Raw genomic sequence first — 12,699 nt, 5'->3', positions numbered from 1 at the left:
ACTCATAATCATCTTTCTTCTCCCCCAAAAACATTTTTAATAAATCGCTAATGATTCAGTGAACAATTATATAATACCATGAGCCGAAAACGATTACATATTTTTTGTTTGCTGTTTTATACCTTTAAAAGCACACGTTAAGTATTCTGCCTTCCATTGTGATGTCATAAGTGTAAATTTTCTCTCGTTCTGAATTCGAGTGGATTAGTTATCACGGCATCCTGAAGGTGGTTGAATACCATAAATTAAAAATCCTCACTTGACATTCTCATAAAAGAGCCTAAAATCTAATATTAAATTGATAAACAAAAGCAGTGAAAAGATGAGTAGGCGACAAACAGCACTTAGAGAGTTCACGTTTGGTGATAGTGAACTGCTGGGAGTCGGTGAATATGGTCTTTGAGCAGAATGTCGACGAGCTTCAGTAAGTTGGCATGGCGAACGCACCTTATCGCGTTGGAGTATTCGAGCATCCCGCTTGAGCACTCTTTGAGTCATGCAGTGTGAACTGTGTGAAAACTAAGGTGGTAACACGACAATTTCGTCCTTGTACAGGTAAATCCTGTATGAGGACTTTTTTTATACGAAAAATTAAGAGGAGTGATTGGAATGGCAGTTGCAACAAAAATTAAATTTCCATATCGATATGATGAGGTAGGCAGTTTATTACGACCAAGCAGATTGAAACAAGCCCGTGCAGATTATGAAGCCAAAAAAATCAGCGTGGATGATTTACGACAAGTTGAAAATGAAGAAATCAGTCGGATTGTTAAAAAGCAGGTTGATCTTGGTTTAAAGGACGTGACCGATGGCGAGTTCCGGCGCAGCTGGTGGCATTTGGATTTCTTCGCAGGTCTTGAAGGCGTAAAATACTTTGTTCCGGAACACGGATTTATTTTCCATGGTGAAGAAACCCGTGCCGGCAGTGTGAAATTTACCGGCAAGATTGGCTACAATCCCAACCATCCATTCTTTGACGGATTCAAATATCTCAACAGCATTGTGCCGGATGGAGTCACTGCCAAGCAAACAATCCCCAGCCCATCAGTATTCTTTCCAAACAAAGACGCAGAAGTCTACGACGAATACTACAAAGGCGACTTTGACACTTTCCTGAATGATGAAATTGAAGCTTATCAAAAGACTGTTCAACACTTTTATGACCTTGGTTGTCGCTACCTTCAATTGGACGACACTTCTTGGGGGATGTGGGCCAGCTTTTCTAATCAGACATTGAAGCCGGAACTCAAACCATTGGCCGAAGCTGCTGTTAAGGCGATCAATGCCATTGTTGATAACAAGCCCGATGGTTTAACCATCACCATGCACGTCTGCAAGGGGAACTATGATTCCACTTGGGCCGGTGCCGGCGCCTATGATCCGGTTGCTGACTATTTGGCACAACTGCACATTGATGGCTATTTCCTGGAATACGACGATGAGCGCTCAGGCGGATTTGAACCACTGAAAAAGATTGCTGACAACGGCCGCAACCAACGAATTGTCATCGGCATTGTAACAACCAAGAAGCCGGATTTGGAATCAGAAGATTTTCTCCAATCCCGAATTAAGGACGCCAGCCAGTACGTCCCATTGGACAACTTGTGTATTTCACCTCAATGCGGCTTTGCTTCAACCGAAGAGGGGAACCATCTGACTGAAGAAGACCAATGGAATAAATTAGCTTTGGTCATTAAAACTGCCAAGAGTGTTTGGGACATTAAGTAAGAAGTATGAAACAAAATGAGTCGGAAAGTAGTTTTGCAGCACTGCTTAGAGAGTCGACATTTGATGAAAGTCGATCTTTGCTGGAAAACGAAAATGGCCGATGATTGGCTGCCATGATCGAAAGTGAAAATGGCAGACGGGTAGTCCTCGTTATGGGACTTGCCATTTCAATTTGAGATGGTAGACGAGATTTCTTTAGGCAACTAATGAGATGAACTCAGAATGGTACCGCGATTAAGCGCTTCTGTATTTAATACAGGAGCGCTTTTTTATATGATTTCGAAAAAGGAGAGAAAACATGGCGAATTTTGATCAAACAATCGTAAATCTTCAAGACGTGAGTGTGACGTTTGAATCGAGTGGCAAGCCCCTTCATGCCGTTGACAATGTGAGCCTGCAAATTAACCGTGGCGATATTTACGGGATTATCGGATATTCCGGAGCTGGGAAAAGTACCCTGGTTCGAACAATTAATCTCTTACAAAAACCGACGGATGGCAAAGTCATTGTCGGTGGCCAAGACCTGCAGAAACTTTCCAATCCGCAATTAAGATCAGCTCGTAAAAAAATTGGCATGATCTTCCAACATTTTAATTTATTAAATTCAAGAACAGTCCTTAACAACGTTGAGTATCCACTGTTAAGTCAACACATCAGCAAGGCTAAGCGACAGGCGAAGGCCAAACATCTGTTAGACGTAGTTGGTCTGCGGGAATTTGAACATTCCTATCCGGAACAACTTTCCGGTGGCCAAAAGCAGCGGGTGGCCATTGCCCGTTCACTTGCCAATGATCCTGACATCCTGGTCAGTGATGAGGCAACGAGTGCCCTTGACCCAAAGACGACTGATGATATTTTGAACCTGCTCCAACATTTAAACAAAACGTTGGGGCTGACAATTGTCCTGATTACTCATGAAATGCAGGTTATTAAATCAATCTGTCATCATGTTGCGGTAATGGATGACGGCAAGATTATTGAGCGCGGAAATGTAGCGGAAGTCTTCTCAAATCCGCAGCAAAAGCTGACCCAGAATTTTGTCGATTCATCTGCCAATGTTACCGGGGCTTTGGAGCAGATTAAATCAGATCCAAGCCTGCAGAAATTATCAGCCGACGAAAGAATCCTATATCTCAAATTCCGTGGGAAAGCCACTAAAGAATCGCTCATTTCTGATTTAACCGAGCTCTATCATCTCAAAGCAAATATCTTATTTGCGAATATTGAGCGGATCGGCGACACATCGATTGGCTATTTGATCATTATCATTTCAGGCAAATCCAAGCAGTTGGCCGACGGCATTAACTTTTTGAATCGTCACGGCGTCAGAGTCCAGCTGTTACCAGGTAAGAAGGAGGAATCAGATAAAGATGTTAACGCAAGTATTTCCTAATGTTGCTCATATTTGGCCGCAATTTGTTCAGGCAATCTGGGACACCATTTACATGACTTTGTGGTCCTCAGTTATTGCAGGTGTCTTGGGCCTGGTCGTGGGAATTGTTCTCGTGATTACGCAAAAGGGTGGTATCGCTGAAGATTCATACGTTTATGGATTAACCGATAAAATCGTCAATTTGTTGCGATCAATTCCATTTATCATTTTGTTGGCGGTCATGTTTCCAATTACGAATTTTATTGTTCACACAACCGTTGGAACCACTGCGGCATCGGTACCGTTGGTCGTTGGCATTTTTCCATTCTATGCCCGACAGGTTCAAAACGCCTTGCTGGAAATTGATCCCCAGGTGATTGAAGCTGCTCGTTCGATGGGCTCAGGCAATTTTGAAATTATTTTTCGCATTTACTTAAGAGAAGGTTTACCGGATCTTATTCGGGCTTCCATCGTAACCGTGATCAGCTTGATTGGTCTTACCACAATGGCCGGTGCAATTGGTTCCGGCGGTCTTGGGGATATTGCCATCAGTATCGGCTATGCCCGTTATGAAAATGACGTGACAATTGCCGCCATGATCGTGATTTTATTGATGGTCTTTTTCGTCCAGTTCGTCGGTGACTGGCTGGCCAAGAAAACCGTTCACTTATAAAAATCCAATCACAACTAATAAAGGAGAACACAAATGAAAAACAGCAAAGGAATTATCTATACACTTATCGGGCTTGTCGTTATTATCGGAATTGTATTCGGTATCCATACCTTGACCGGAAACAGTGCCAGCTCAAAAAATGCCACCATTACGGTTGGCTCACAAGGGTCTGACTACGACATTTGGAATCACATTGCCGATAGTAAGCAGGCTAAGAAATTAGGCTTGAAGATTAAAGTCAAGCAGATCACTGATGGCGTTCAGCTGAATAATGCCACTGCTCAGGGCAGTGTTGATGTCAACGCGTTCCAATCATATTCATATCTTCAGGCGTTCAACCAGGAACATAAAAAGAACCAGTTGGTAGCGTTAGGGACAACCTATTTGGAGCCTCTCGGAATTTACTCTGACAAGTACAAAAAGATCAGCCAAATTCCAAATGGTGCCACAATTGCCCTTGCCAACAACCCCGCCAACACTGCTCGGGGACTGTTGTTGCTTCAGAGTGCCGGCTTGATTAAGCTGAAGAAAAACTTTCCAGCTTTGGGTAATACCAGCGACATTGTCTCAAATCCAAAGCACTTGAAATTTAAAGAGATTGATGACACCACCGGTCCCCGTATTCTGCATAATCTGGATGCTGTTTTGATTTCCAACACCGTTGCCCTGGAGGGACATCTAAATGTGTTGAAAGATTCGATTTATCATGAAAAGATTAATGTCAGCACCAGAAGCAACATCAATGTGTTGGCCACTGCCAAAAAGAATAAAGACAATAAGAATTACAAAAAACTGGTTAAGCTTTATCACAATCCTGCCATTCAAAAGTACATTAAGGATCAATACGATGGCACTAAGGTTGAGGTCCAGAAGCCATTGTCATATCTGAAGTAAAGAAAAGGCCACAGACAACCCTGTGGCCTTTTTCCATGCCCTTCACATTTAACCTGTCCAACTCAGCGGTTCAATGATATATTCGAGTTAAGTAAATTTAAAACTTGGAGTGATCATTATCGCAACCGTTAAAGTAATTGAAGGACCCACAATCACATCTACCGATCCATCATCGATTCAGTGTCGAAAACATCAGCTGACATGTATTGATGGCGAAGGATATATTGAACGAATTGTTGATGAATCTGATGATGATTTTGAATCAGTTAGACAACATGCGAAGCAGACTGATCAATTGCTGACGTTGAGGCCCGATGAATATTTGCTGCCCGGGTTCATCGACCTGCACGTTCATGCGCCTCAATGGCCAAATGCCGGGGTGGCCTTGGATCGGCCGTTAAATGAATGGCTGGACACGTACACATTTCCACTTGAGTCAAAATATCAGGATGTCGATTTTGCCAAACCGGTTTATGATGACCTGGTTAAGCAGCTGCTTGCCAATGGGACAACCACCGTGCTGTACTTTGGGACTACGCATAATCCGGCAAACCTGGAATTGGCCAAAGCCTGCATCAGGCACAATCAACGTGGGTTTGTTGGCAAAGTTGCCATGGACAATCCTGATCAAACGCCGGAATATTACCGGGATGCATCTGCCAGCCAAGCAGTGGAAGATACCGAAACCTTCATCAAACAAATGATCGAATTAAACAAAACAACATCTCTCAAGCAGACACCAGTGATCACGCCACGGTTTGTACCAAGCTGCACGCCTGAATCTTTGAAAGGGTTGGGCGAGCTGGCTTGGAAGTATGATTTACCAGTCCAGTCACATTGCAGTGAAAGTGATTGGGAAAATGGATACGCATTGGAGCACTACCATAAGCGGGATGCCGAGGTCCTTGATGAATTTGGCTTGCTGACCGACAAATCAGTAATGGCTCATGGGACTTTGTTGAATCAGACCGATTTAAACAGATTTAAGGATCGTGGCGTGGCGATCGCTCATTGTCCGATTTCCAACGTCTACTTCGGTAACGCTGTGCTTCCTGTCAGCAAGCTGTTGAAGCAGAAAGTCAAAGTTGGCCTGGGCACCGACATTTCCGGCGGTTACTCGCCAAGTCTTTATCAAAATATCCGTCAGGCAGTCATGTCGTCACGAATGCTGCACGATGGCGTTAACTCTGAGCTTGATCCTGCCCAACGCGGAACAGCCAACGACCCAATTTCTGCAAAGAACGGCTTTTATCTCGCAACGGTTGGTGGAGCAGAGAGTCTTCATCTAAGGACCGGCCAAATCAAACCCGGTTACTTGGCTGATTTACAGGTGGTTCAAGCACCCATGCCTTCATTTAATGAAGAAACCATGGATCAGATTTTTGAAAAAATTATCTATAATGCTTCAAAAGATGATGTCAAACAGGTCTTTGTCCAGGGTAGATTTGCCAAATAATAAATTGATATGGAGTGATTGAAATGTGCACAAGTGTAACTTTTCTATCTGAAACAGGGGACAACTTTTTGGCTCGGACCATGGATTTTGGCTTTGAACTTAAAGGCCGGCCAGTTGTGATCCCAAGAGATCAGACATTCTCAAGTGATGTTAAAGGCAGCAATTATCACACGACCTATAGTTTTGTCGGAACCGGTCGGAATTTGGATAACTATATCCTGGTTGATGGAGTCAATGAAAAGGGCCTTAGTGCCGCTGCCCTATACTTTAGTGGAGAAGCCCAGTTTGCCAAGCAGGCAGAAGAGGGTAAAACCAATGTTGCTCCTCACGAAGTCTTGAATTGGATCCTTGGAAATGCGGCCAGCTGTGATGATTTAGGCAATCAGCTGACCAAGCTCAACATTGTTGCCGCGCCGGTTAAATTGATGGGGATCAGCGTTCCGCTTCATTGGATTATCACCGATAGATCCGGTGCCTGTTACGTGCTGGAAGTTGTCGCAGATGGGGTTCATTACATCAAGAACCCGGTGGGAGTCATGACCAACAGCCCAGATTTTGGCTGGCACTTGAAGAATTTAAGCAATTATACACAGTTGAAACCGACACCGCATCCGGCTCGTGACTACGATGGCTTTCAGGTCAATTCATTTGGACCGGGGAGTGGGGCATTAGGATTGCCAGGGGATTACACGTCGGTTTCCCGATTTATCAGAACTGTTTTTATGCGTGAGTATACGGATCAGGTTTCCACTGACCAGACTGTTACCCAGATGAGTCATATTTTGAATTCGGTTGAAATCCCCAAGGGTGTCAAGATCAAAAAAGACGGTACCGAGGATTACACTCAGTACCGTGGTTATATGGATACTCAAAATTCAATTTACTATATGCAGCCGTATGATGACCAGACGATTTATCGGGTTGCCTTAACCGAAGACTTGATGAATAAAGACCAGCCAACGGAATTTCCAATTCAAGAAAAGCAACAATTCAAATCTTTCAACTAAGCCACCTGATTTTAACAGGCAAAGAATTGATATGTGGCAGCTTGTTGAATCGGTGACGATTAATATAAATAACACTATCTTGACTGCCGCTGTCTGTATGCACAACTTTTACAGGCACGGCAGCTTTTTGATCGGCAATTCGGACTTCACAGCTGTATTGGCCGGTTTGCGGCAACTGCTGCAGGCGACTTGAAGGATTAACGATTGATAGGCCATTACTTTGCGCGTGGATCAGCTTGCCGGTTGTTTCGTAGGGATGCCCCAACAACTGATTTGCTTCGGCAATTTTTCCCAGGCTTACCAAATGTCTGATTCTGGTCGAACTGATCTTTTGCTGATCACTTGCAAGTTCATGAACGGTGACCGTTTGAACTTTGCCACCGCTGATTTGTGCCAGTGAGTCAATTGTCGTGTTGCCACCTTTGCCAAATGTGTAATCAAAGCCGGCAACCACAATTTTCGCATTGAGGCCGATAACGTACTGCTTAACGAAGGCTTTAGGAGAGAGCGCGGCAAATTGTTTGGTGAAATCAATAACGTATAAAATGTCGGCGTGATTGGATTGAACCAGTTCAATCTTTTGCTTCAGAGTGGTTAGATAGCGGAAATGAGCAGTTTTCCCGTGATTAAAAACTCGGGATGCGTGGCGGTTAAAGGTCATGACAGCCAGATTGTATCCATGCCGTTGAGCAATCTTACGGGCGGTTCCAATTACTTTTTGATGACCTTTATGAACACCGTCAAAGAAGCCCAATGCCAAGACAATTGGTTTAGTTGAAACGGCCGGCTGACGTGTTTTTGAATCTTGATTTAAATAAATAACCTTCATTGCCTGCACCTCTGGTCATCAAAACTATGTAAGTCAAAGGCTGGAAACGTTTATGTTCCCAGCCTTTGATGTTTTTACCATCTGCTACATCACGTTAGTTCGTTTGCAGTTTCTTTTCCTTAGCTTCTTTTAAGAAGTAACTCAAAGGCTTCAAGTCTTGAGCATCATACTTCTTGACGAATTCGGCAACTTTGTCTTTATCCTGCCATGAAGTATCAATGAACATGTGTTGAGTCGTCAATGGCATCTTTTTAGTTAATTTGACGTCGATGACAACCGGCTTGTCAGTCTTCTTAGCGGCTTCCATGGCTTTTTGCATGTCTTCCTTGGTGTGGACAGTGTAAGCAACAGCGCCCATGCCTTGGGTGACTTCAGTCCAGTTGGTGTCAGGCAATTCAACACCTGACAATGGCTGATGTGTATCATCGGTTTGTTCGGCTTCAATAAAGCCAAGCGTTTCGTTGGTGAAGATGATGTTAACAACGTGCAAGTTGTACTTAACCTGAGTCATGACTTCTTCCATCAACATTGCAAAGGCACCGTCACCACTCAAGCTGTAAACATCACGATCAGGGTACTCGAGCTTTGCGGCGATTGAAGCTGGTAAAGCAAAGCCCATCGTTGCGTAAATACCTGAGGTTGCCCACTTTTGATCGTCGTGCATGTTGATTAAACGTTCGAAGTTAATATCAACATTTCCGACATCAACCGCATAGACAGCTTTGTCAGAAGCGGTCTTGTTCAAAACGTCAAAGATTGGTTCTGGACGAACAGGCTTTTCATCGGAATCTTTGAAGCTGTCCTGCCAGTCGTCCCAGTTCTTCTTGTCGGCAATTGCGGCTTCATAGAAATCAGATGGTTGACGGTCTTCGCCAGCTGCCAAGATAGCTTTTAAGGCAGCCTTTGAATCTGCCAACATTGAAACATCGTTGTGACGACGTTTGCCGAGCTTTTCGCTTTCAATATCAATTTGAATAACTTTGGCATGCTTATTAAACAGGAAGACACTGAATGGAACGTTGGTGCCAACCCATAAGATCAAGTCTGTGCTGAAGCCGATTTCCGAACCAGGCTTTGGTGCAACCCGACCGGTTGAGCCGAGATAAGCAGGGTAGTCATCAGGAATAATGCCCTTTGCAAGGAATGATGATACCAATGGCATCTTGAATTTCTCTGAGGCTTCCTTCAATTCTTCAGCGGCATCTTTAGCACCGATTCCGAAGTAAATCATTGGTGATTTAGCTTCTTTAATCAGCTTGACTGCTTCTTGAACGTCTTCAGAACGAGGACTTGGATAGACAGGTGTTTGATGAGACTTGACGTTTGGTTCATAAGTATCATCAATTTGTGCCCATCCGAGATCCTTTGGAATTGTCAAAACGGCAACGCCATGCTTCATGTAGGCTTGACGAATGGCTTCATCGGTCATCCGTGGCAATGCGTCTGCGGTCATGGCAGTTCGGTTCCAGACAGCAACATCATCAAAAATTGGTTCTTCATCCATTGCCTGGAAGAAGTCCATGTTCATGTTTCCGGTTGGAACTTGAGCAACTAACGCAACGACTGGAACGCCATCGCTCTTGGCGTCATAAAGTCCGTTGAGCAGATGAACGGCACCTGGGCCGGCTGAACCGAAGCAGACACCAACTTTACCGGTGAACTTTGCGGTAGCTGCCGCAGCAATCGCACCAGCTTCCTCGTGACGAACTTGAACGTAGTTAATTTTATCGGTTTGATTGTGAATCGCATTCATGGTCGAGTCAAATGAGCCACCTGGCAGGCCGTAGATGTTCTTAACACCCCATTGTTCCAAAACTTTAAGAACAGCATCTGAACCACTAATTTTTTCAACCATAAATAAATAACCCCCTAAAAGTTTATATCTTTTCTTGTTACTAACTTTAGTGTAGTGCCATACTTACAAAATGTAAACGCTTTAATAATAAATTGATGGTCATTTCATAATGATTTATTAAACCCGCAAGATTGGCGTTCTTATTTGAAAGTAAGCGCATACAGAACTATACTGGATTTTAGGAGATGGCAATTATGGATGCAATTAGATACTATACACGAACAGGGAATACCGAAAAGCTTGCCAACTTGTTGGGCAAACAATTGAAACTTGAAGCTAAGTCAATTGAGACGCCAATTAGTCAGCCTGTCGACCGGCTGTATCTTGGCGGTGGCATTTATAATTTGAATGTTGACGAACATTTGAAGGACTTTGCCAGGAACCTGGATCCAAAGATGGTAAAGGAAGTATTCTTATTCGGCACTTCCGGCAGTCTGTTTACTGTTGAGAAGCAATTAACCAAGATTTTCGATAAAAAAGGGATCAAAGTAGAAAAGGACCACTTGTTCCTCCATGGCTTGATGCCTAAGCTGGGAAACATTAATGGTCATCAAAAAGAAGAAATTGATGAGTTTGCCAAGGAGACTGAAACTGAATAGTTTGACTTGGCTCTTTCCTATAAAACAATAAAGGACGATTCCCGCAGTGGGAGTCGTCCTTTATTGTTTAAGAAATCCTTAAGAACTGATTAGTAAATGAATGAGAGGGTTGTTGGTCTGACAAACGAATGAGTCGTTTATCGCCTTTTTATGAACAGGGGCTACTCATAATTTACTAATGAGGCTTTATGACGCTATTCAAATCAAATGACAAGTTTTTTTAGACCCAGTATAATTAAGACGTAATCAAAGATATAAACACTTAAAACTGTTGTAACCGCAACCCCTATAGGAGGCCGATTATTATGGCAAAGCAAACTAAATATCACAGTGCTTATTTTGCTCAAATTTTAAAAGGTTTTACTCTTACTTTGATGACTTTCCTAATTGTTTTAGGAATTAATCTGGTGAATCACGCAGGTCAACAAAGCAACAACCATTTTTCACTATTGCAGCCAGCCAAAGTCGCTGCTGACGATGTCACCGACGTAAAAGAAGTGAAGTATGTTTTGCACGGCGTTGACCTTTACGGTGATCCAATTGATGTCCCATTTAACAACAAAACAATTACGATGCAGTCTACTGAGAAATTATTTGATTCATCTATTGATGCATCGGAATATCTCAAAATGTCCTTTGATAATGGCCGGTACACTTTCCGGGCGTATTACTCTGATCAGAAAACCGAGAGCGGCAAAATGTACTTTAGAGACCAAGACGATCACGAGATGAATTTTAAGCTCGTTTATACTAACTGGCCAAAAAGGCTTGCCGGCACTTCTGTTGTGAATATTTACGTTGTTTATGAAGATCACCAGTCGACCAAACCTAATAAAATTACTTTGACGGCGGATGCACAGAATAAGGAGCCTGATAAAACCAAACGTTTTTACACCGATGTTAATGGGAATGAATTAAAGAAACCACAAATATATAACAATGCGGATGTGCCAAAATATGATCCGGATTTTCCTCTGACAATTGGTAACTATAAGTTCACTGCCTTAGCTATGAGAAAGCCGAATAATGCTGGGACCTATGTTTTTTCAGCCGACAAACTCTTTGCAGGTTTACGAGCTGATGTTCCAATTGGTGACATTACCTACCAACACATTTATCCACTCGAACTCCTAACTTATTATGGAACCGTCTTGTCCAACCTCGATCCTGGATCGACGACCACTTATGTTTATGAAAAGTTCGCCAACAAATTAACAATTCAATATCTGGATGAAAATGGCAAGCCGATTGCTAACCAAAAGGAACAGGAAAAGATGATTCCGCTCAACGAAAATTATTCCGAAACTGCACCAGAAATTTCCGGCTATACGTTAACCAGTGAAAAGACTTTGACTGGTAAGCTGAGCGCTGACACAACGATTACTTTCAAATACAAAAGTAATAAAGTCACTCCGCCAACTCCCAAGCCGGGTCCATCGACTCTTGATGTGAAACCAGACGTAACCCCAAGTACCCCGGAATTTCCAACTCATCCAACCATGCCGGATGGCACCCAGCTGCCAAATTACGCCCAAGTTCAGGGTGGCGCGGTTTATTCACTGAAGAAAGTTTATCTATATAAGAACGCGAATTTCAAACAATCTCAGCGAATTGCTTCATATACCAAGAAACCACGGATTAACCGACCAATGTTTGTCGTCCTGAATTATGCCAAAGACAATCAAGGCCGACTGCGTTACTACGTGAAAGATGTTAACCACCATTCAAAGACGGCTGGTAAGAAGGGCTATATAACTGCTTCATGGAGCTCCGTTCGACCAGTTTACTATCAAAGTAACCATCAACAGATAACCGTCATCAATCCAACTGGTGTCTATGAATACACCAACAAGAATCTCACTGGGAAGGTTAAGAACGTGAAACAAGGAACGACTTTGAAGGTGACGAAGATCATCCGTCACAATTTAACCACCCGTTATCAATTAGCCAACGGCCACTACATTACCGGAAACCGTAAGTTGGTGACGAACGGCAAGACCAAACAACCCCAGAAGATTAAAGTGAAGAAAACGATTTACCGTTACAACAACGTTAACTTCGGCAAACGAACGAAACTAATCAAGAAAGGGACAGTGCTCAAGGTAAAATCTTGGACATACTCCGACCGATATTCTGCAAAGAAACACGGAACGATGCGTTATCAAGTTGCCGGTGGTTATATAACTGCCAACAATAAATACGTTAAAGTTTATTAGGGTCTGTCTGGAAACTATTTAAGCCAAATCAAAATTGAAGCAATGTAAATGGTTTGTAGAAAAACATGCG

The 12,699-nt window shown here is 43.1% G+C and carries 10 protein-coding genes and 2 other annotated features; of the genes, 8 read left to right on the top strand and 2 right to left on the bottom strand.

The features are described 5' to 3' along the window. Positions 1 to 305 precede the first annotated feature (305 nt). Positions 306 to 552 (top strand) — a binding site (T-box leader). A 57-nt stretch (positions 553 to 609) separates the two neighbouring features. The 6 genes from LKE01_RS10735 (at position 610) to LKE01_RS10710 (ending at position 7,130) form a co-directional block, all read left to right on the top strand. After that, positions 610 to 1,728 (top strand): 5-methyltetrahydropteroyltriglutamate--homocysteine S-methyltransferase, encoded by a 1,119-nt coding sequence (locus tag LKE01_RS10735; RefSeq protein ID WP_056982633.1) that lies wholly within the window; start codon positions 610 to 612, stop codon positions 1,726 to 1,728. A 6-nt stretch (positions 1,729 to 1,734) separates the two neighbouring features. After that, positions 1,735 to 1,977: a binding site (T-box leader), on the top strand. Positions 1,978 to 2,026: 49 nt separating this feature from the next. Then, entirely contained in the window at positions 2,027 to 3,121 is a 1,095-nt protein-coding gene (locus LKE01_RS10730; RefSeq protein WP_056982635.1) for a methionine ABC transporter ATP-binding protein, read from the top strand. Next, positions 3,099 to 3,773, top strand: a complete 675-nt coding sequence (locus LKE01_RS10725) for a methionine ABC transporter permease (protein ID WP_056982637.1) — start codon at positions 3,099 to 3,101, stop codon at positions 3,771 to 3,773. The genes LKE01_RS10730 and LKE01_RS10725 overlap by 23 nt, the downstream gene beginning before the upstream one ends. Positions 3,774 to 3,806: 33 nt before the next feature. Continuing rightward, complete coding sequence (locus LKE01_RS10720; protein WP_054769773.1) at positions 3,807 to 4,667, top strand: MetQ/NlpA family ABC transporter substrate-binding protein; 861 nt, start codon at positions 3,807 to 3,809, stop codon at positions 4,665 to 4,667. 109 nt (positions 4,668 to 4,776) lie between these two features. Next, entirely contained in the window at positions 4,777 to 6,123 is a 1,347-nt protein-coding gene (gene guaD / locus LKE01_RS10715) for a guanine deaminase (RefSeq protein ID WP_082619756.1), read from the top strand. Positions 6,124 to 6,146: 23 nt separating this feature from the next. Further along, positions 6,147 to 7,130, top strand: coding sequence for a choloylglycine hydrolase family protein (locus tag LKE01_RS10710; protein WP_056982639.1), 984 nt, complete (start codon positions 6,147 to 6,149; stop codon positions 7,128 to 7,130). Here the strand turns inward: LKE01_RS10710 and LKE01_RS10705 are convergent. Further along, on the bottom strand, positions 7,123 to 7,959 hold the full coding sequence (locus LKE01_RS10705; RefSeq protein WP_056982641.1) for an FAD synthetase family protein: 837 nt from the start codon (positions 7,957 to 7,959) through the stop codon (positions 7,123 to 7,125). The genes LKE01_RS10710 and LKE01_RS10705 overlap by 8 nt on opposite strands. 94 nt (positions 7,960 to 8,053) lie before the next feature. Continuing rightward, on the bottom strand, positions 8,054 to 9,814 hold the full coding sequence (gene spxB, locus LKE01_RS10700) for a pyruvate oxidase (protein ID WP_056982642.1): 1,761 nt from the start codon (positions 9,812 to 9,814) through the stop codon (positions 8,054 to 8,056). Positions 9,815 to 10,008: 194 nt separating this feature from the next. Between spxB and LKE01_RS10695 the strand changes: the two genes are divergently transcribed. After that, positions 10,009 to 10,413: a flavodoxin family protein gene (locus LKE01_RS10695; protein ID WP_054769771.1), complete on the top strand. Its 405-nt coding sequence runs from the start codon at positions 10,009 to 10,011 to the stop codon at positions 10,411 to 10,413. A gap of 305 nt (positions 10,414 to 10,718) precedes the next feature. Next, positions 10,719 to 12,629 (top strand): DUF5776 domain-containing protein, encoded by a 1,911-nt coding sequence (locus LKE01_RS10690; RefSeq protein ID WP_056982644.1) that lies wholly within the window; start codon positions 10,719 to 10,721, stop codon positions 12,627 to 12,629. The last annotated feature ends 70 nt before the right edge of the window (positions 12,630 to 12,699 follow it).

The sequence above is a fragment of the Lentilactobacillus kefiri genome (genome assembly GCF_007989105.1).
GTDB classification, from domain to species: Bacteria; Bacillota; Bacilli; order Lactobacillales; family Lactobacillaceae; genus Lentilactobacillus; species Lentilactobacillus kefiri.
This window is presented reverse-complemented; position numbering and strand designations above follow the sequence as displayed.

Excerpts from the sequence above, each read along its gene's own strand:
- LKE01_RS10735 (WP_056982633.1), top strand. The coding sequence starts at position 610 with ATGGCAGTTGCAACAAAAATTAAATTTCCATATCGATATGATGAGGTA.
- LKE01_RS10730 (WP_056982635.1), top strand. The coding sequence starts at position 2,027 with ATGGCGAATTTTGATCAAACAATCGTAAATCTTCAAGACGTGAGTGTG.
- LKE01_RS10725 (WP_056982637.1), top strand. The coding sequence starts at position 3,099 with ATGTTAACGCAAGTATTTCCTAATGTTGCTCATATTTGGCCGCAATTT.
- LKE01_RS10720 (WP_054769773.1), top strand. The coding sequence starts at position 3,807 with ATGAAAAACAGCAAAGGAATTATCTATACACTTATCGGGCTTGTCGTT.
- LKE01_RS10710 (WP_056982639.1), top strand. The coding sequence starts at position 6,147 with ATGTGCACAAGTGTAACTTTTCTATCTGAAACAGGGGACAACTTTTTG.
- LKE01_RS10705 (WP_056982641.1), bottom strand. The coding sequence starts at position 7,959 with ATGAAGGTTATTTATTTAAATCAAGATTCAAAAACACGTCAGCCGGCC.
- spxB (WP_056982642.1), bottom strand. The coding sequence starts at position 9,814 with ATGGTTGAAAAAATTAGTGGTTCAGATGCTGTTCTTAAAGTTTTGGAA.
- LKE01_RS10695 (WP_054769771.1), top strand. The coding sequence starts at position 10,009 with ATGGATGCAATTAGATACTATACACGAACAGGGAATACCGAAAAGCTT.
- LKE01_RS10690 (WP_056982644.1), top strand. The coding sequence starts at position 10,719 with ATGGCAAAGCAAACTAAATATCACAGTGCTTATTTTGCTCAAATTTTA.